We start from the raw sequence: 18,155 nt of genomic DNA on the forward strand, positions 1-18,155 counted from the left end.
GGAATTGTTAATTGAATAGACAACCGTGGCACCATTGATGGCGTGACTACTCATCAGCTGCCGTGGCAGAACGCGGGGCACCAGCCGCGGCCGCGGACGTTCGCGCAGTCATCGAAGCTTCAGGACGTGCTCTACGAGATCCGCGGGCCGGTGCATGATCACGCCGCCCGGCTCGAGGCGGAGGGGCACCGGATCCTCAAGCTGAACATCGGCAACCCCGCGCCGTTCGGCTTCGACGCGCCCGACGTGATCATGCGCGACATGATCCAGGCGCTGCCGTACGCACAGGGCTATTCGGACTCCAAGGGCATCCTGCCGGCACGGCGAGCGGTGGTGACCCGGTACGAGCTCGTCGAAGGCTTCCCGCGTTTCGACGTCGACGATGTCTATCTCGGCAACGGCGTCTCGGAACTGATCACGCTGACCCTGCAGGCGTTGCTGGACAACGGCGACCAGATCCTGATTCCGGCTCCCGACTATCCACTGTGGACGGCGTCGACGTCGTTGGCCGGTGGCACTCCGGTGCACTACCTGTGCGACGAAACCCAAGGCTGGCAACCGGATATCGCCGACATCGAGTCCAAGATCACCGAACGCACCAAGGCCTTGGTGGTGATCAACCCGAACAACCCCACCGGCGCGGTCTACAGTCGCGAAGTCCTGACGCAGATCGCCGAGGTGGCGCGTAAGCACCAACTGCTGCTGCTCGCCGACGAGATCTACGACAAGATCCTCTACGACGACGCCGAACACATCAGCTTGGCGTCAGTCGCGCCAGATCTGTTGTGCCTGACCTTCAATGGGTTGTCCAAGGCATACCGGGTAGCCGGATACCGGGCCGGCTGGCTGGCCATCACCGGACCCAAGGACCACGCCAGCAGCTTCATCGAGGGCATTCATCTGCTCGCGAATATGCGGTTGTGCCCGAATGTTCCTGCGCAGCATGCCATTCAGGTCGCGCTCGGCGGGCACCAGAGCATCGACGACCTGGTGCTGCCGGGTGGGCGTCTGCTCGAGCAGCGCGATGTCGCCTGGTCCAAGCTCAACGACATTCCCGGTGTCTCCTGCGTCAAACCCGCCGGGGCGTTGTACGCCTTCCCGCGGCTGGACCCCGAGGTCTATGAGATCGCCGATGACGAGCAACTCGTGCTCGACCTGCTACTGCAGGAGAAGATCCTCGTCACCCAGGGCACCGGATTCAACTGGCCGGAACCGGATCATCTGCGGATCGTCACCTTGCCGTGGTCGCGCGACCTGGCCCGTGCGATCGAGCGGCTGGGCAATTTCCTGTCCAGCTATCGCCAGTAGCGTCCGGGATCACGTCGGGTCGTCTTGGTGCCCGTCCGGGCAGTACACGTCGATCGCGGTATCGGCGAAGTCGGTCGCGGTGTCCGGCGACATACCCGGAGACCCCTGAAGGATGTCCTGCACGATCTGGGCTTTGTTTTCGCCGCCCAGATAACGACCACAGACGTACTGGGCATCTTTGACCGCGTCGGCATCCGATCGGTCCAGCTGAAGGTTCTGGACCTCGAGCCGGCGAAGAAACTGAGCCTCTTTGCCCGGGCTGTCGGCGGCCGGCGTCGGCGACGTCCCCGAATCCGCGGCGTGCGTCGGGTCGTGCTTCATCCGACCGAAGACGATCACTGCGGCCAGAGCGCCGGCCAATATCAGCACTGCGGCCACCACGGTCAGGACCGGGAGCGGCTTGGGGTCTGAGTTCGGCGTCGTCATGGAACGTTCAGCGTATGCGCTGTTCACCGGCCGATGCCGGAGCACTGCGCGCGGGTCTGCCGCGGAATGCCGAATGGAGCAGATGTACGGCGCCCCAGCGACGCCGAAGGATAAAATTTGAAGTTTCTATGAGTTTGCTCATCGGCCCCACCTCATGGTGGGCTGTTGGCGCACGATGATTACATCTATGCGCTCGTATCCGCCGCGTTGAGCTGCCACACAGTCGTGGCCGCGCGAGTCGCCCACCGGTGTATATGACCTGATCACGGGGGTGACGGCGGGTCAACCAGCGGTTGACACACCGGCGAATTTTTGAGTTCCCCATGCACGCCGGATTTCCTGCACTATTGGAACTGAAGAGTTCAGTTTTCATCGAAAGGAGAGTTGCGATGTTTTCTGTTGCAAAGCAGGCACAGTCGCCCGCAGCAACGGCCGACCGCAACCGATCGTGTACCGCGACACCAGTCCGGTTGGGTAACTGACCATGGATTTTGGCGCGCTACCACCCGAAATCAATTCCGGGAGAATGTATTCCGGGCCCGGATCGGCACCGTTGCGCACGGCATCGGCGGCATGGAATCTGCTGTCCGCCGAGCTCGATTCGGCAGCCATCCAGTACCAGAACACGATCAACGTATTGGCCGACGATGACTGGCGCGGCCCGACGTCGGCGACCATGGCAGCCGCCGTCGCCCCCTACATCGCCTGGATGACCACGACCGGGGCACAGGCGGAGCAGGCCGCGGCCCAGTCGTCGGCCGCCGCGACCGCCTTCGAGACGGCGTTCGCATTGATGATTCCTCCGCCGGTGATCGCGGCCAACCGGGCGCAGCTGGCGATGCTGGTCGCGACCAACGTGATCGGCCAGAACACCCCGGCGATCGCAGCCACCGAGGCGCTCTACGGCGAGATGTGGGCCCAGGACGCCGCCGCGATGTACGGCTATGCCGGCAATTCAGCGGTAGCGACGCAGGTCAAGCCCTTCACTCAGCCCCCGGAGACGTCGAACCCGGCCGCGCAGGCGTTGCAGGGCTCGGCGGTGACCCAGTCGCAGGCCGCGAGTACCGGCACAGGTGTGCAGTCGCAGCTTCAGCAGGTGCTCTCCAATGTTCCATCGTCATTGCAGCAGCTCACCTCGCCGCTGGCCGCGGCCCCGGCGGCACCCAACGACTTCGGTTTCCTCGGCCAGGTCCTGAACTTCCTGGATGGCGCCGACGGCAACTCGATCGGAACCTTCCTGAACTCCAGCCTGACCAACGGTTTCGTGTCGGCCGGATACACCAGCCCCGCTCTCATCGCGCCCGGGATCTTCAGCGCCCTGGCCGACATCAACTCAGTGGGGCCGGGCGAGACGGCGCCTGGGGGCGCCGGCGTCACCGCCGCGATCAAGCCACCGCCGGCGCCACTGCCGACGAGCATGCCGGGCGGCGGTGTGTCGGCGAACGCCTACGGCAGCACCCTGGTCGGCAAGCTGTCCGTCCCACCGGCGTGGACGGCCACCGCGCAGGTCGCCAACCACAGCGGCGTGACGTACGCCGGCGGCGGCTGGACCAACGCGGTCGGTCCGAGCGGCGGTGGCACCGGGGCGGTCCCGGCCGGAATGCCCGGTATGCCGGGCGCCGCGGGTGGCAGGTCCGGTGGGTTCGGTCACGGTCCCCGCTACGGAAACCGTCTGACGGTCATGGGGCGTCCGCTGTCGGGTGGCTGAGCCCTCAGCGCCGTTCCAGCAGTTGCAGCAGATAGGCGCCGTAGCCGGATTTCAGTAGGGATTTAGCCCGCTGGGCGAGTTGCTCGTCGTCGATGAAACCCATGCGCCACGCGACTTCCTCGGGAACGCTGACTTTCAGGCCTTGCCGGCGCTCCAGGGTGCGCACGTAATCCCCGGCGTCGGCCAGCGAGTCGAATGTCCCGGTGTCGAGCCACGCGGTGCCGCGGGCCAGCACTTCGACGGCCAGCCGCCCCTGGTCGAGGTAGGTCCGGTTGATGTCGGTGATCTCGTATTCGCCTCGCGCGGAACGCTTTAGACCACGCGCGATCTCGACGACATCGTTGTCGTAGAAATACAGGCCCGGCACCGCGTAACTCGATTTCGGTGCGGCCGGTTTCTCCTCGATCGAGATTGCGACCCCGTCACCGCCGAATTCGACGACGCCGTATGCCGAAGGGTTAGCCACCCGGTAGGCGAAAATTGCTCCGCCACTGAGGTTTTGAAATCGCCGGAGATTGGTGCCCAGCCCGGGCCCGTAGAAGATGTTGTCGCCCAATGCCAGAGCCACCGAGTCGGCGCCGATGTGGTCGGCGCTGATCACGAATGCCTGGGCCAGACCTTCGGGCTCGTCTTGCACCGCGTAGCTGATGTCGATACCGAATGCGCTGCCGTCGCCCAGCACTCGCCCGAAGCCGGGCGCGTCGGACGCGGTGGTGATGATCTGGATATCGCGGATGCCGGCCAGAATCAGGGTGGAGAGCGGGTAGTAGATCATCGGCTTGTCGTAGACCGGCAGCAGCTGCTTGCTGACGCCCATCGTGATCGGATACAGACGCGTACCCGCACCCCCGGCAAGGATGATCCCGCGCATGTCTACTCCACCAGATCGGCGTCGGTCAGTTCGGTGGCCGCCAGCGCCGCCGCCAGGTCGTGATGGCGGAATGCCGAGGTGATGTGGTCGTGCACGACACGAAAAGCCGACGCGGCCTCGGAGCCGGATTCGCCTGGGCCGCTGATCTTTTGTTCGACGACCACCACGCCGTCGTGAACGAACAGCCGGCCGACCTCGATCGAGCGAGGGTTGGCGGTCAGCCACTCCCGCAACGCGGCGTGACCCTGTGCGGCACCGTGCGCGTCGCCGACCTCGATGTCGTCGCTGGACAGGGACAACAGGGTGTCGATGTCGCCGGCGTTCAAAGCGTCGTGCCACGCCAGAACGGTGGCCATCTCCGAAGTGGTCATGACGAGAAACGTACCGCGTGTGACGGCACAATGGGTCGAGCGGTCAGGCTACGCGGCGTCCCAAGCAGTGCAAGCGCCATCCGGCCTGCTGCCAGCGGTGCACGTCGAGGCAGTTGCGGCCGTCGACGACCACCCGGGAGCGCACCCGGTCGGCGAGCGTGTCCGGGTCGAGGTCGAGGAATTCGGGCCACTCGGTCAACACCAGGACCGCGTCGGCACGATCACACGCTTCCTCTACCGACACTGCGTAGTTCAGCGTCGGGAAGAGTCGCTGCGCGTTCTCCAGCGCCTTCGGGTCGTAGACGTTGACGGCAGCACCGTTGAGCTGAAGCTGGCCGGCGACGTTGAGCGCCGGTGAGTCGCGCACGTCATCCGACTCGGGTTTGAACGCTGCGCCAAGCACCGCGATGTTGGCCCCCAGCAGCGAACCGCCGCACGCTTTGGTCGCGAGTTCGACCATCTTCGTGCGACGTCGCATGTTTATGTTGTCGACTTCCCGCAGGAACGTCAGTGCCTGGTCGGCACCCAGCTCGCCGGCCCGGGCCATGAAGGCGCGGATGTCCTTGGGTAGGCAGCCGCCACCAAACCCCAAGCCGGCGTTGAGGAATCGACGACCGATCCGCGGATCGTGACCGAGTGCGTCGGCCAGCAGAGTGACGTCGGCCCCGGCCGCCTCGCACACCTCGGAGATCGCGTTGATGAAGGAGATTTTGGTGGCCAGGAATGCGTTCGCCGACACCTTCACCAGCTCGGCGGTCTGGAGGTCTGTCACCAAGAACGGGACGCCGGCGTCCAGCATCGGCGCATACATCTCCCGGATCGCAGCTTCGGCGCGTGTCGAATCGTCTTGCACGCCAAGCACAATGCGGTCCGGCTTCAGCGTGTCCTGGATGGCGAAGCCCTCGCGCAGGAACTCCGGGTTCCATGCCACCTCGACGTCAACACCGGGACGGGCGGCATCACGCGCCCGGTGAACCAGTTCAGCGGCGGTCCCGACGGGCACAGTCGACTTGCCGACGATCACCGCCGGCCGCGTCAAACGCGGTGCCAGCGTGTCGATTACGGCGTGCACGTGGCTCAGGTCTGCGCCGTATTCGCCGCGCTTCTGCGGTGTACCGACCCCGAGGAAGTGCACGTCGGCGAATTCGGCGGCCAAGTCGTAGTCCGTGGTGAAGCGCAGCCGGCCCGCGGCGATGTTGTCACGCAACATTTTTCGCAGACCCGGCTCGTAGAACGGAACATCGCCGGCGGCGAGCTTGGCGACCTTACCGGGATCGATGTCGACACCGACCACCTCGTGCCCGAGTTCGGCCATCCCGGCCGCGTGGGTAGCACCCAGATAACCCGTACCAAAAACGGTGCACCTCATACCCCTGTGTGTAGGTCGCGGCGATGAGCTAACGGCATCGCCCTACTGAGCGGGGGGCAAACGTGAGGTGACGGTTTGCCGTCGAAGGTTAAAAGCCCAGGCCAGGTATGCCGAAACCGCCGCGGCCGCCGCCGCCGCCACCGTGAGCCCCGCCACTGCCGCCGCTGCCGTGGCCACCGCCACCGCCACCACCGCCGGGGAAGCCGCCTCCGCCGCCGCCGGGGTTGCCACCGCCACCACCACCGCCGCCGCCTGGGAAGCCTCCGCCGGGATTGCCACCGCCACCACCGCCGCCAGGGAAGCCACCGCCGGGGTTGCCGCCGCCACCACCGCCGCCAGGAAAGCCACCGCCGGGGTTGCCGCCACCGTTACCCGGGCGTCCGCCACCACCGCCGCCGGGATTCCACGGACCCTGTCGAGGTCCGCCGAACACCGGTGGCGAACCGGGAATGGGAATCGGGATCGGGATCACCGCGGGCGGCGGAGCGGCCGGGGCCGGGGCCGCGGGGATCGGGGCCGGCGCGGGTGCCGCGGGAACGGGTTCGGGTGCAGGCGCCGCGGGTGCCGGCGCGGGTGCCTCAGGCGCGGGAGCGACAACGGCCGGTTCGGGCGCCGGTGCTTCGGGAACCGGCGCCGGCGCCTCGGGCGCGGGAGCGGGCGCCTCCGGAGCCGGAGCGGACCCTGGTGCCGGGGCCGCCGGAGCGGCGGGAGCCGGCTTGGCGTTGTGGCCCGGGTCCGGCCGGGTGGCGGCCGTCGGGCGCATGTTGATCGCCAGAGCAACCAGCAGGGCGGCGGCGCCCACCACGAAAAGCCCGACGACGGCGCTGGCCACCAGGAATAACGGCCGACGGCCACCCTCGGGCTGCTCGTCGGGTTGCTCTTCCGCGACCCCGGTGTAGGCGGCTCCGGTGTACAGACCGGTCTCGATTGAGCTCTCGTCGGCGAACGCGGTGAAGTCGTCGTCGTCGTCGGCCACGGCGCTGTAGGCCAGGGCCTGCTCACCCGTCTTGCTTTCGGTGGCGACGTCGAAATAGCCCGGGGCAACGGCGTAGGGATTGATGAACCCGGTGCCGGGATCTTGGGCGTAGGCCAGCGCCTCGGTGGACGACGTGAACAACGGCGCGTTGGCCGAGGCCAATGCGGCGCCGCGAGCCAGGGCGGTCTCCGGCTCCTCCGGCGCGCTGAGGATCAGCCCGGTCGCGGCCTCCAGCTGCGGCTTGAGCGAGGAGATGTCCACTCCCCCGGAGCCGACCAGGAACAAGCCGTCGGGCCGCGCGTCCAGCGAACCCGCGCCCGACGCCAGAGCCGCAAGGTCGGCAAACGGATCGCGGCCGGGAGTCAACGGCTGGCGATGCACATCGGTGATCGACCCGTCGGAGGTGTCCACCACGGCCAGCGTCGCGGTCTCGGGCTCGACGAAGAGCAGACCGGTCTTGGCGTGGCCGATGGAACTGCCGACCACCTGGGCCAGCGCCGCAGCGGCCATGAACGACGACACCAGCATCACGTTCTCGACCTTGCGGGCGGCCAGCGCGTCCCGCAGCGCCGCCGCGTCGATCGGATCCGTCCAGGTCACGCCGATCGAACGCACGTCATAACCACTGTCGACAGCACCCTCGCGGGTGCCGAGAATCGCCGAGACGACTTGGTCGGCCGCGTTGATCGTCGGAGCGTCGGCCGATGCGTTGACGTCGAAACCGTCTTCATCGACCGTGGCGCCGTCGGCGTTCTCGCCTTCGACGAGAACCATGCGGACCGCCGTGGGTGCCATCGACACGCCAAGTACGGTGTCCACTTTTCCTCCAAAACTGCTCACTCGCGGGTGGCTGAAAGTCTGACCAGTCGCCGGTCGAACATTGCCTTTACGACGATACCGACGTGCAGACGCCGCGGCTATGGGTTAGTCGGCGAATTGCCTAGTGGCGGCCACCGTGGCCGCCGCCACCGTGACCCCAACCGCCACCGCCGCCACCATGGCCGAAGCCGGGGATTCCGGGAATGCCCGGGATACCGCCGCCGCCTCGTCCGGGGCCACCACCGCGGCCACCCTTGGGGCCGCCCCAGTCGGGACCGCGACCGGGACCACCGCCGCCGGGGCCACCCCAGCCAGGTCCACGGCCCGGTCCGCCCCAATCTGGCCCACGGCCGGGACCGCCGCCGCCGGGACCACCCCAGCCGGGTCCACGGTCGGGCGGTCCACCCCAGCCGGGGCCGCCTGGCAGCAGACCCGGCAGGATCGGCGCGATAGGTATCGGAATCGGTGCGGGCACGACCGCCGGCGGCGGCGGCGCGAACACCGGCGGCGGCGCGGGAGCGGGCGCGAAAGCCGGTGGCGGCGCCGGAGCCGGGACACCCGCTTCGATGGGTGCCGGCACGGCGGCCGGGGCCGGGGCCGGGGCGGGTGCGGCCTCTGGCGCAGGCGGTGCCGCAGGCAGCGGAGCCGGAAGCGGACGGGCCGGGGCAACCACGTTGTGACTGATGCCAGGCCGGGTGCTGGCCGACGGCCGGATGCTGAACGCGAGCGAGATCACCAGCCCCATCACACCAGCGACGAAGATGATCAGCACACCCATCGCCACCAGGAACGGCGTGCGGCTCTCCTGTTCCTGTTCCAGCCGGTCGAAGTCGGGATACATGCCGGTGGTGAAGTCTTCGTGGTCGTCCACGTAGGCGTCGGGTCCCAGCTGCGTGTAGATCGCCGCGGAGTCGTCGTCGACGGCGCTGTAGGCCAGCGCGTCCGCGCCTGCCTCCGCGCTGGGAACGGCCGCTTCGGCGACGGCCAGGTATCCGGGGGTGTCCACGTGCTGGCTCACCACGCCGGTTCCGGGATCCAGGGCGTAGGCCTGCGCCGCCGTCGACGAGGCGAACAGCGGTGCGTTGGCCGAGGCCAACGCGGCACCCCGGGCCAGCGCGGTCTCCGGGTGTTCGGGGACGCTGATGGGCAGCGACGTGGCATCCACCAGCGCCGGTTTGATCAGCGGAATGTCGACACCTGAGCCGACCACCAACAGGCCGTCGGGCTGTAGGTCGAGACCCTCGGCCGTAGAAACCATGTCGACCAGTGCGGCCACCGCCTGGTCGTCGTCGTCCGGGAGTTGCTGGCGGTGCACGTCGATGATGGAACCGTCATGGGTGTTCACCACCGCAAGCGTTGCGGTGTCCGGCTCGACGTACAGCAGGGCGTTCCGGGCATAGCCGGTGGCGCTGCCCATTGACTGCGCCAACGCGGCCGCGGCCAAAAACGACGACACCAGCATTACGTTCTCGACCTTGCGGGCGGCCAGTACATCGCGCAGCTCGGCCGCCGCACGCTGGTCTGTCCACGTCACGCCGGTCGACAGGAGGTCATAGCCGGCCTCGCTGGCGCCTTCGCGGGTCCCGAGAATCGCCGCGACCACCTGATCCGGCCCGCTGAAAGTCGCCGGCTCGTCGTTCGCGTCCACCGCGAAGTTGTCTTCGTCGACGGTCACCCCGTCAGCGTTTTCTCCTTCGACCAGCACGACGCGAACCGCCGTGGGTGCCATCGAAACACCGAGTACGGTGTCCACCAATCCTCCCGCCATTTGGCTAGCTGTCCGCGGGCCATCTGACAATGCAGACCATCGGTCGCCAGTAGAGAAGTTATCGCCACTCCGGAGCGCGGCGAAACTACCGCGGACTTAGCAGTGCTCTATGAAGATGTGGCCAGGGGCGATGGTCGAACGATGCCCCCGGGCCGACCTTCCCAAACGATTTTACCTTGTTGCGTAGTGGGCCGCGGGCTAGTGGTGCCCGCCGCCGAAGCCACCGCCGCTGTGCCCACCACCGCCGAATCCGCCCCCGCCGAAGCCACCGCTGCTGTGGCCACCGCCTCCGAAGCCGCCCCCTCCTCCGCCGAATCCGCCGCCGCCGAATCCGCCCGAGCTGTGACCGCCGCCGGGGCTACCTCCACCGAATCCACCGGGGTTTCCGCCGCCACCGAAACCACCCGGACCACCGCCGAAGCCGCCAGGGTTGCCCCCACCGCCGGGATTTCCGCCACCGCCGAAGCCACCGGGATTGCCCCCGCCGAAGCCGCCGGGGTTGCCCCCACCGCCGGGATTTCCGCCACCAAAACCGCCGGGCGGGTTGAAGGGGTTGCCGCCAGGCGGGTTGACCGACGACCCTTGGGACGGAGCCGGGATTGCGGGGATGCCCAAACCTGGCAGGCCTGGAAAGAGCGGCGCCTGTGGCGTGGGCACGCGCACCGGGTCCGGCTGCTGCACGGGTGGCTGCACCGGGACGACGACGGGCGGCTTCGGATCGGGAGCCTGTACCGGCGGCACCTTCACCGGCGGATCAACCGGCGGCACCTTCACCGGCGGATCAACCGGCGGCACCTTCACCGGCGGATCGACTGGCGGAACCTGGACCGGCGGCACTTTGACCGGCGGCTGCGGACCACGAACCGGACCCACCCGAACCGGGGGCGACTGCACCGGAATCGGAATGGGAATGGGAATCAGCGCAGGCACCGGGGCGGGAGCGAGGACCGGGGCCGGCGGCGCAGCGACCGGCAGCGGCGGAGCCGCGGGAATCGCCACGGCGGGCGGTGCGGCCGGCAACGGCACTGGAGCCGGCGCCGCGGGCGCCGGGGCGGGAATCGGCGCATTCGCCGGCGCGGGCACGACGGCCGGCGCGATCATGCGGTTGGCCTGTGGCACGTCGACGGCCTTCGGCGCCGGCGCGGGTGCCGGCGACTCGATGATCAAGTGCTGCAGCGGTCGCGGTAGAAACGCCACATTCGGCCGAATCCCCAGTGCCAGAGCTACTTCCAGCGACAGTGCCGCGGCGACGAACGCAACCGCGAGGATGCTCCCGACCAGAACGAGCGGGCGTCGCTCAGGCTCACGGTCGAGGCTTTCGTCGATCGGCGCGTCCTGGGCGATGGTCTGGACGTCGGCATCGTCGTCCGGAACCGCACTGTAGGCAAGATCGTCCTCACCGAGTGAGCCGCCCAACGGAACATCGGGTGCCGCAAGGTATCCCGGTGATACGGCGTAGGGGTCGATCGCACCGGTACCGGGATCCAGCGCATACGCCAGCGCCGCCGTCGACGACGCGAACAGTGGAGCGTTGGCCGACGCCAGCGCCGCACCCCACGCCAGGGCGGTCTCGGGTTCTTCGGCTGCGGTGACGGGAAGCGACGTCACGGTTTCGAGTTGGAATTTCAGCGTGGCGACGTCCACGCCGGAGCCGACGATGAAGACGCTCTGCGGGCGGGTCTCCAACGACTCCAAACCCGCCACCAGGTTGGCTAATTCGGTGATGTCGCGGCCACCAGAGATCAGCTCTTTGTGGACATCGGTGATGGAGCCGTCGGCGGAGTCGATGACGGCCAGTGTCGCGGTGTCGGGTTCGACGAAGAGCAGCGCGGTGTGCGCGTCGCCGACGGTGCAACCGACCGTCTGGGCCAGCGCCGCCGCGGCCATGAAGGACGACACCAGCATGACGTTCTCGATCTTGCGAGTGGAGAGCGCGTCGCGCAGCGCGGCGGCGTCCACCGGGTCGGTCCACGTGACCCCGGTCGAGGTCAGCGCATGACCGGCCTCGGCGGCTCCTTCGCGGGTACCCAAGATCGCCGAGATCAGCTGGTCGGCCGCACTCACCGTGGCCGCGCCGTCGTCGGCGGAGAAGTCGAACTTGTTGTCCTCGACAGTCACGCCGTCGGCGTTTTCACCTTCTACCAACAGCATTCGAACAGATGTGGGTGCCATTGACACCCCGAGCACGATGTCCACCGCGCCTCCAGAGCCCTTCGTAGCGCGCCACGGTTTTAGGCGGAGGGAACACCGCGTCCGGCGCTACTCCTGAATATTCTCCGCGCAAGCTATGCGGTGGGGCAGCCGAAGTTAAGCAGAGCTTATGAAATTCAGATACGACCGGGGCGGCAGGTCGCCGATCACTGATCGCCGATCGTCGGCGGGCGACGGGACGCAAGATGACCGTGCACACCCTCCGCGTACGCAGTCTCGGCGTGCTCACTGAAGTCGACCCCCGCCGTCTCGTCCTCAGGGCTGATGCGGAAGCCGACGAACCGATCGACGATTTTGGCCAGGAGAAACGACATCACGAATGCGTACACCGCGACGACAGCGGCCGCCAGAGCCTGCTTGCCGAACTGAAGGATTCCGCCGCCGTAGAAGAGACCCGACGGGCCGCCGGTCATGACGTCAGTGGCGAGCATTCCTATCAGCAGCACCCCCACGACACCGCCGACGAAGTGCACGCCGACGACGTCAAGCGCGTCGTCGTAGCCGAACTTGAACTTGAGGGTGATCGCGAACGAGCACACGACGCCCGCAGCCAGTCCGACGACGACCGCGCCCAGCGTGTTGACCGTGCCGCAGGAGGGCGTGATCGCGACGAGACCCGCGACGACACCGGACGCCGCGCCGAACGTCGTCGGCCGCCCGTCACGGATCTTCTCGACGGCCAGCCAACCAAGCATGCCGAGGCATCCTGCTACCAGTGTGTTGAGAAAGATCGCCGCGGCCATGCCGTTGGCGGCCAGCGCCGACCCGGCGTTGAAACCGAACCAACCGAACCACAGCAGGCCCACGCCGAGCAGAACGAACGGCAGGTTGTGCGGCCGCATGGCGTCCCTCATGAAGCCGATACGCGGACCCAGGACCAGGGCGAGCGCCAGAGCTGAGGCGCCGGAGACAATTTCGACAACGAGGCCGCCGGCGTAGTCCAGCACGCCGAGCTTGGACATCCAGCCGTGAGGATTCCAGACCCAGTGCGCGACGATCGAGTAGACGGCGATGGCCCAGGCCGGGACGAAAACCACCCAAGCGGAGAAGCGTGCGCGGTCGGCGATCGCGCCGCTGACGAGTGCGGCGGTGATGATCGCGAAGGTCAGCTGGAAAGTGGCGAACAGCAGTTCGGGAACAGCGCCGTGCGGGGTGCCGGGGCCGATGCCCGCCATCCCGACGTGGGCAAGATCGCCGATGAGACCGAATCCGCCGCCGTCGCCGGAGAAGGCCAGCGAGTAGCCGACAAGCAGCCACGCCACCGTCACCAGCGGGATGGCGACAAAGCTCATCATGATCATGTTCAAGACACCGGCGGTGCGCACCATGCCGCCATAGAAGATCGCCAGCCCCGGCGTCATCAGCATCACCAGGGCCGTGCTGGCAAGCAGCCAGGCAGTCGCGGCGGGATCGATATGCAACATTCGAAGGAGAATAGGACCGAATCCCCGCTGCCGCCTACCGGCCCGGGAAGCGGCTCAATCTTTGACGAAGTTGAGATAGGACCGCGACGGCGTGGGACCGCGCTGGCCCTGATACTTCGAACCGACCGAGGCGCTGCCGTAGGGACGCTCGGCCGGACTGGTCAGCCGCAGGATGCACAACTGTCCGATCTTCATGCCCGGCCAGAGGATGATCGGCAGGTTCGCGACGTTGGACAGCTCGAGGGTGATGTGGCCGCTGAAACCCGGATCGATGAAGCCGGCGGTCGAGTGCGTGAGCAAGCCCAGTCGGCCGAGGGAAGACTTGCCCTCGAGTCGACCGGCCAAATCCTCTGGCAGCGTGCACGTTTCGAGGGTGGACCCGAGGACGAACTCGCCCGGGTGCAGTACGAACGGCTCGCCCTCGGCCGGCTCCACCAGGGAGGTCAGCTCATCCTGCTGCTGCGCGGGGTCGATGTGGGTGTAACGGGTGTTGTTGAAGACCCGGAACAGACTGTCCAGCCGGACGTCGACGCTGGACGGCTGGACCAGGGCGTCGTCGAACGGGTCGATTCCCAACCGGCCGGCAGCGATTTCGGCTCTGAGATCGCGATCGGAAAGCAGCACGCGACGAGCGTAGCGGCCCGCGATGCTGATGAATGGCGCGACGCCGGGTGCTAGCCTTCCGAGGCAACATCGCCGATGTAGTTCAATGGCAGAACATCAGCTTCCCAAGCTGAATACGCGGGTTCGATTCCCGTCATCGGCTCCGCTCAGGACTTGACCAAAAAGAACTCGTTTGACTGCGATGCTCCCGCGGGTGCACCGCACACGCCGGGGTTGTGAATGGTTTCGGTGCCATGGAGTGTTGCCGCATCCCACGTGATATCCATTTGCATGGGGTGCGGATCGAGGTCGGGCGGGCACGTGACCGGGCGAGTCGTCGTCAGATTCCATTGACCGTTTGAAAGCGTCGCTTTGCCGTTCCATTGCTTCGCAGCGACGTTGACGCACCCATTGCCGCACGCAGTCAGGTTCCAGGTGTCGTCTCCGCCATTGCTTCTGGTTACGGCGTAGGTGCCTTCCATGCCTTCGGCGCTGCCGGGTCCCGCCCAAATCACCGCAGCGGTAGCCAGGGAGATGCCCGCAGCCAGGGCCCGGATGGTAGTCGTCATGTCTGTACTCCCTAGTTTGCTGATCAACGCCTAGAGGCACACTTTCGCCACCTTCCGAGGGCTTTTCTCGGTTTTGCACAGTTTTCTGAGCTACTTCAGAGAGTCGAGGGCGGGCTGCGGGTTCGATTCCCGTCATCAGCCCCAGGTCTGAGCGGCGCCAGCGCCGTTCGATTGAGCGATGCCAGAGCAGAGGGTGCTCACACCAGACGAGCCACCGAGACGGGTCAGTGCTGCGCGTCGATCATGGCGGCGATCGCCTTCTGAGCGTCTTTCGCGGCCAGCGGAGGCGTGGCGAACATCTCGGCGATCATCATCGCGACCGGTGTGGTCCACAGCAGCAAACCCAACGCGACGGTGTGGTCACCGTTGGTCTCGGCATTCAAGCGGGCCATCAAGTTCGCCAACGCCTCGCCCAGACGTTCCATGTGCCGTCTTCCGAGTCCACTCCGTAAATGCTTGGTGGAGATGAGAATCTCCAACCCCGCCATAGCCTTTGGATTCGCGAAGGCCTCCCAGGTCGCACGCACCAAGTCTTCGGTGTTGGTGGCTGCCGCCGGATCGGACAGCACTTCAAGCGATGCGGTCAGCCGGTCCACGGCATCCTCGATTACCGCAGTCAGCAGACCGTCGCGGTCTCCGAAGTGATGCTGAATGACGCCCCAACTCACGCCCGCTCGTTCGATGATGTGCCGTGCGCTGGCCGCCGAGAAGCCTTCCTCACGGATGCACGCAACGGTCTCGTCGATGAGTAGGTCGCGGGTCCGGTCCCCCCGCTCCTGTCGCCCGGCGATCGGACGACGCGGGACGGTCCGCTTGCGACCTGTCATTTACGCAATCCGCCCTGCTCACCGTGCTGCCTCACCCACGACACCTTAGGGGAACACCCTTGCCTTAAAAACATGGCGCATGCAATGCTTCGGGCATGCCGCTGCACGTCGTTCGAGGAGTGGACCATGACTGAGACGATCAAGACCGACGACAAGCAAGCGTCACCGGAGAGGCCGGGACTGTCGTCGTTGCAGAAGTCGCTCTTCGGCGTCTTGGCGTTCTTCTTCATCATTCACATCGTGTTCTGGTACCTCGAATTTCATGCCGGGGTGTCCCACTTCGTAGCGTCCACCACGTTGGTCGTCTTCGTTGTGGGCTGTTTCTTGACAGCACTGGCGATGCCGTGGCTTCCGCTACCGGGCCAGCGTGACTGGACCAGATCGGAACGACTGAGCGCGATGGTCATTGTGTGGGTCTTCATCGCCCTGATACCGCGATTCATTTGGGAACTACCGTGGCTCTTGCTCTTTGACCAGATCAAAGCCGGCGTCCAACACGGTGCGCTTTGGACCTATATGTGGTCGCCCATCCTCCTTGGCGGCGACGCGCGTTACCTGAACGGCGACCCGCTCATCGTCGTCCTGGAGTGGATTGCCTTCTTCATCGGACTATTCGAGGCCTACGCGATGGTGCAGTTCTTCCGAAATGGTAAGCAGTTCACCAGCACTCAACTGTCTTTCATCATGGGCGGGATGATCGTGGAGGTCACACTGCCTGCGGTCTACTTCGGGGTAGAGGTCGCCAACAACTTGCAAAGCATGACCAGTCCCGTCGAGATGTGGATCAAATTCGTAGTCCTGAACCTGCTGTGGTGCACCATGCCGTTCGTCACCTACTTCTGGGGCGTCCGCAGGCTGGCTCGCCAGGACCTCGCGGTGAAGTTCTGAACGCGACCCGCCGGGTCACTCACGGCAGACGGGGTGGGGGGTCCCCCGGATGGGGTTGTCGCCGCTTCTTTTTGACGCTCCGTAACCGGGCAGGCTGGGCGCGAACTTAGTCGTATAGCCGGCAGCGGTCGACCAAAATCTCTGCCAACCGTTCCGGTTCGCTCACCATCAAGTCGTGACACGTGTCGATCGAGACCCGAGCCCGGACACCGCCGATCGCCTCCATGTTCCGGCGTTGAGCCTTCACGGACAACGCGCGGTCGCGGGTCGTAAGTATCCACGTTCGCGGTATGTCGTCGGATCGATCGGCGCCCGAGACTCTTTCGGCGAGTATCGATCCAGATTCCGCGTACAGCTTGTCTTTGATAAAGCGGCGTCGAGCACGTGGCACGCCGTTCAGGTACAGGTATTTGACCCACCAGAAAGGGGTTTCGTTCTGGCGACCTCGACGTGCTTGCGGACGGGCGAGTCTGAGTGCACCGGTCATGACGTCTCTGCACGTTTCCCCTTCACCCGGCACAACTGCCGCCGCGAGAATCAATTCACGAACTCGTGGTGCGCCGAGTTTTGCCGCGACTGCGGGTGCCGTGATCCCTGCGATCGAATGACCGACAACGATCACCTCACCGAGCCCAGCGTTTTCGATATCAGCAACGACGGAATCGACGCATTCAGCGATCGTTAGCGTACGCAGATTTCCCGGCTTCGATCGGCGGCCCGGAAGGTCAACAGCCAGTGCCGTCAAGCCCGGCTCAATACGGTGGATCTCTTCTATCGTGAGGTCCCAGCAGTCGGCCGCATGGCCGCCACCATGGACCAGAACCAGTGCAGGTAATGCCACATCAACCTCCCGTGCCGACCGCTGCCTTGCCTCAAATTGACTCCCAAAGAGCCGGTCGCTAGCAGCCGAATTAGCGCCCGCTCCGACACCGTGCCGGCAGTTCCGTAACGGTAGCGTCGACGCAGCCGGACTGTGGCCGTACCGGAAGCGAGCCGAGTCGCACCGAAGTACCGCTTGACCAGCGCAAACGGTATCACTTTTAGGCCGCTGAACAGCAGTTATCGCTCGCCTGTTCGGGCGAGGAAGAGCTTCGCAAGCTGCATACGCGGGTTCGATCCCCGTCATCCGCTCCAGCTTCCGGGCAGTTCCAACGCCGCTCGATTGGCTCGACTACCCGTGTGCGAATCGACTGAGACCGTTACCGCCGCGGGCCGCACGGTCGCCGCCTTCCTGGATCGGCCGGCAGAGCTGAAACTCGGACATGGCAAGGAGCGTCGGACTGTTGGCGTATCGAGTGCCACCGCCTACCGCGTATTGACTGACGACACTGACGCCTGGACGGCCGCGCATTACCGGCTGATCGTTGCGCGGGCGCGAACTGAGGGCGCAATCCAATCCGCAAGGAATTGCCGCAGTTTCGCACCAGAACGCGCCGGCCGTCCAGGATCCACGATCAACGACTGCAGCGTTCGCAGCATCACTTCGACGAGTTCGTCGAGCTTGTCATCCGCGAATCCCGCGCCGGCCCAGTCGACATCGAACCGTTCAAGGATGGATCGACCAAGATCAACGGCCATGTCAGAGGTGACGCCTGCTGTGAAGGCACTGGCCTTACCGGGTTCGAACACCAAGCTGAGGTAACGGTCTTCGGCGATCTGCTCGAACGTGAACGCGATGCCCTCCACCACAGCCTCGGTGGGATCAGAAATCGAAACCAGTTGCGCGGCAAGCCGATCCAAAAATCCGCCTATTGCCGCTAAGGCCGTAGCAGCAATGAGTGCCTCTTGGGTTGGGAAATACCGATAGATCGTCTGGCGGGTGACTCCGAGTCGCTGAGCTACCTCCGACACGTTGACGGTTCCGCCTTCGTCAATGATGCGCCGGGTCGCGGTGACGATTCGCTCGACCGCCTCGTCGTCGTCGCGGGGCATGTCGCCCGACCACCCATGCCTACGCATGACGTGATCGTCGCATAGCGTCCAGCATCATTTGTTGACAATACAGTGCATATTGAAT

The 18,155-nt window shown here is 66.0% G+C and carries 16 protein-coding genes and 1 tRNA gene; 4 read left to right on the forward strand and 13 right to left on the reverse strand.

From position 1 onward, the window contains the following. Window positions 1-15 precede the first annotated feature (15 nt). Window positions 16-1,308, forward strand: coding sequence for a pyridoxal phosphate-dependent aminotransferase (locus ACZYW1_RS09090; protein ID WP_463787762.1), 1,293 nt, complete (start codon window positions 16-18; stop codon window positions 1,306-1,308). A gap of 9 nt (window positions 1,309-1,317) precedes the next feature. Here ACZYW1_RS09090 and ACZYW1_RS09095 read toward each other — a convergent pair whose 3' ends face one another. Further along, window positions 1,318-1,734 carry a DUF732 domain-containing protein gene (locus ACZYW1_RS09095; RefSeq protein WP_463785102.1) on the reverse strand — a complete coding sequence of 139 codons (417 nt, stop codon included), beginning with the start codon at window positions 1,732-1,734 and terminating at the stop codon, window positions 1,318-1,320. Between the two features lie 484 nt (window positions 1,735-2,218). On the opposite strand from ACZYW1_RS09095, the gene ACZYW1_RS09100 reads away from it, so the two are divergent. Further along, complete coding sequence (locus ACZYW1_RS09100; RefSeq protein WP_463785104.1) at window positions 2,219-3,442, forward strand: PPE family protein; 1,224 nt, start codon at window positions 2,219-2,221, stop codon at window positions 3,440-3,442. A 4-nt stretch (window positions 3,443-3,446) separates the two neighbouring features. Here the strand turns inward: ACZYW1_RS09100 and rfbA are convergent, their stop codons facing one another. The 8 genes from rfbA to dcd all read right to left on the reverse strand — a co-directional run bounded on the left by rfbA (window position 3,447) and on the right by dcd (window position 13,875). Next, the gene (gene rfbA / locus ACZYW1_RS09105) at window positions 3,447-4,313 is read right to left on the reverse strand and encodes a glucose-1-phosphate thymidylyltransferase RfbA (RefSeq protein ID WP_463785107.1); all 867 of its coding nucleotides are present in this window, start codon (window positions 4,311-4,313) and stop codon (window positions 3,447-3,449) included. Between the two features lie 2 nt (window positions 4,314-4,315). Continuing rightward, entirely contained in the window at window positions 4,316-4,684 is a 369-nt protein-coding gene (locus tag ACZYW1_RS09110; protein ID WP_463785109.1) for a nuclear transport factor 2 family protein, read from the reverse strand. 43 nt (window positions 4,685-4,727) lie between these two features. Beyond that, complete coding sequence (locus tag ACZYW1_RS09115) at window positions 4,728-6,053, reverse strand: UDP-glucose dehydrogenase family protein (protein ID WP_463785111.1); 1,326 nt, start codon at window positions 6,051-6,053, stop codon at window positions 4,728-4,730. A gap of 88 nt (window positions 6,054-6,141) precedes the next feature. Then, entirely contained in the window at window positions 6,142-7,848 is a 1,707-nt protein-coding gene (locus ACZYW1_RS09120) for a DUF7159 family protein (RefSeq protein WP_463785112.1), read from the reverse strand. 121 nt (window positions 7,849-7,969) lie between these two features. Next, a complete protein-coding gene (locus ACZYW1_RS09125; RefSeq protein WP_463785114.1) occupies window positions 7,970-9,601 on the reverse strand; it encodes a DUF7159 family protein in 1,632 nt (543 codons plus the stop codon). A 213-nt stretch (window positions 9,602-9,814) separates the two neighbouring features. Next, window positions 9,815-11,767, reverse strand: coding sequence for a DUF7159 family protein (locus ACZYW1_RS09130; protein WP_463785116.1), 1,953 nt, complete (start codon window positions 11,765-11,767; stop codon window positions 9,815-9,817). A 206-nt stretch (window positions 11,768-11,973) separates the two neighbouring features. After that, window positions 11,974-13,251, reverse strand: coding sequence for an ammonium transporter (locus tag ACZYW1_RS09135; protein WP_463785117.1), 1,278 nt, complete (start codon window positions 13,249-13,251; stop codon window positions 11,974-11,976). Between the two features lie 54 nt (window positions 13,252-13,305). Beyond that, entirely contained in the window at window positions 13,306-13,875 is a 570-nt protein-coding gene (dcd, locus tag ACZYW1_RS09140) for a dCTP deaminase (RefSeq protein WP_463785119.1), read from the reverse strand. A 71-nt stretch (window positions 13,876-13,946) separates the two neighbouring features. Here dcd and ACZYW1_RS09145 point away from each other — a divergent pair. Then, a tRNA-Gly gene (locus ACZYW1_RS09145) sits at window positions 13,947-14,017 on the forward strand. 4 nt (window positions 14,018-14,021) lie between these two features. Here ACZYW1_RS09145 and ACZYW1_RS09150 read toward each other — a convergent pair. Both ACZYW1_RS09150 and ACZYW1_RS09155 read right to left on the reverse strand, forming a co-directional pair. After that, window positions 14,022-14,423 carry a hypothetical protein gene (locus ACZYW1_RS09150; RefSeq protein ID WP_463785121.1) on the reverse strand — a complete coding sequence of 134 codons (402 nt, stop codon included), beginning with the start codon at window positions 14,421-14,423 and terminating at the stop codon, window positions 14,022-14,024. Window positions 14,424-14,647: 224 nt separating this feature from the next. Beyond that, window positions 14,648-15,250 (reverse strand): TetR/AcrR family transcriptional regulator, encoded by a 603-nt coding sequence (locus ACZYW1_RS09155; RefSeq protein ID WP_463785123.1) that lies wholly within the window; start codon window positions 15,248-15,250, stop codon window positions 14,648-14,650. Window positions 15,251-15,376: 126 nt separating this feature from the next. Between ACZYW1_RS09155 and ACZYW1_RS09160 the strand changes: the two genes are divergently transcribed. Continuing rightward, window positions 15,377-16,138 (forward strand): hypothetical protein, encoded by a 762-nt coding sequence (locus ACZYW1_RS09160; RefSeq protein ID WP_463785125.1) that lies wholly within the window; start codon window positions 15,377-15,379, stop codon window positions 16,136-16,138. A 106-nt stretch (window positions 16,139-16,244) separates the two neighbouring features. On the opposite strand, the gene ACZYW1_RS09165 is transcribed toward ACZYW1_RS09160, so the two are convergent. Next, window positions 16,245-16,979, reverse strand: coding sequence for an alpha/beta fold hydrolase (locus ACZYW1_RS09165; RefSeq protein ID WP_463785127.1), 735 nt, complete (start codon window positions 16,977-16,979; stop codon window positions 16,245-16,247). A 509-nt stretch (window positions 16,980-17,488) separates the two neighbouring features. Beyond that, window positions 17,489-18,097, reverse strand: coding sequence for a TetR/AcrR family transcriptional regulator (locus tag ACZYW1_RS09170; protein WP_463785129.1), 609 nt, complete (start codon window positions 18,095-18,097; stop codon window positions 17,489-17,491). Window positions 18,098-18,155 lie beyond the last annotated feature (58 nt).

The organism is Mycobacterium sp. IDUB_36, from assembly GCF_055419225.1.

What these genes read in the sequence shown, in the direction of transcription:
- ACZYW1_RS09115 (WP_463785111.1), bottom strand. Translation starts at nt 6,053, where the DNA reads ATGAGGTGCACCGTTTTTGGTACGGGTTATCTGGGTGCTACCCACGCG.
- ACZYW1_RS09155 (WP_463785123.1), bottom strand. Translation starts at nt 15,250, where the DNA reads ATGACAGGTCGCAAGCGGACCGTCCCGCGTCGTCCGATCGCCGGGCGA.
- ACZYW1_RS09160 (WP_463785125.1), top strand. Translation starts at nt 15,377, where the DNA reads ATGACTGAGACGATCAAGACCGACGACAAGCAAGCGTCACCGGAGAGG.
- ACZYW1_RS09150 (WP_463785121.1), bottom strand. Translation starts at nt 14,423, where the DNA reads ATGACGACTACCATCCGGGCCCTGGCTGCGGGCATCTCCCTGGCTACC.
- rfbA (WP_463785107.1), bottom strand. Translation starts at nt 4,313, where the DNA reads ATGCGCGGGATCATCCTTGCCGGGGGTGCGGGTACGCGTCTGTATCCG.
- ACZYW1_RS09110 (WP_463785109.1), bottom strand. Translation starts at nt 4,684, where the DNA reads ATGACCACTTCGGAGATGGCCACCGTTCTGGCGTGGCACGACGCTTTG.
- ACZYW1_RS09100 (WP_463785104.1), top strand. Translation starts at nt 2,219, where the DNA reads ATGGATTTTGGCGCGCTACCACCCGAAATCAATTCCGGGAGAATGTAT.
- ACZYW1_RS09095 (WP_463785102.1), bottom strand. Translation starts at nt 1,734, where the DNA reads ATGACGACGCCGAACTCAGACCCCAAGCCGCTCCCGGTCCTGACCGTG.
- ACZYW1_RS09170 (WP_463785129.1), bottom strand. Translation starts at nt 18,097, where the DNA reads ATGCGTAGGCATGGGTGGTCGGGCGACATGCCCCGCGACGACGACGAG.
- ACZYW1_RS09135 (WP_463785117.1), bottom strand. Translation starts at nt 13,251, where the DNA reads ATGTTGCATATCGATCCCGCCGCGACTGCCTGGCTGCTTGCCAGCACG.
- ACZYW1_RS09130 (WP_463785116.1), bottom strand. Translation starts at nt 11,767, where the DNA reads ATGCTGTTGGTAGAAGGTGAAAACGCCGACGGCGTGACTGTCGAGGAC.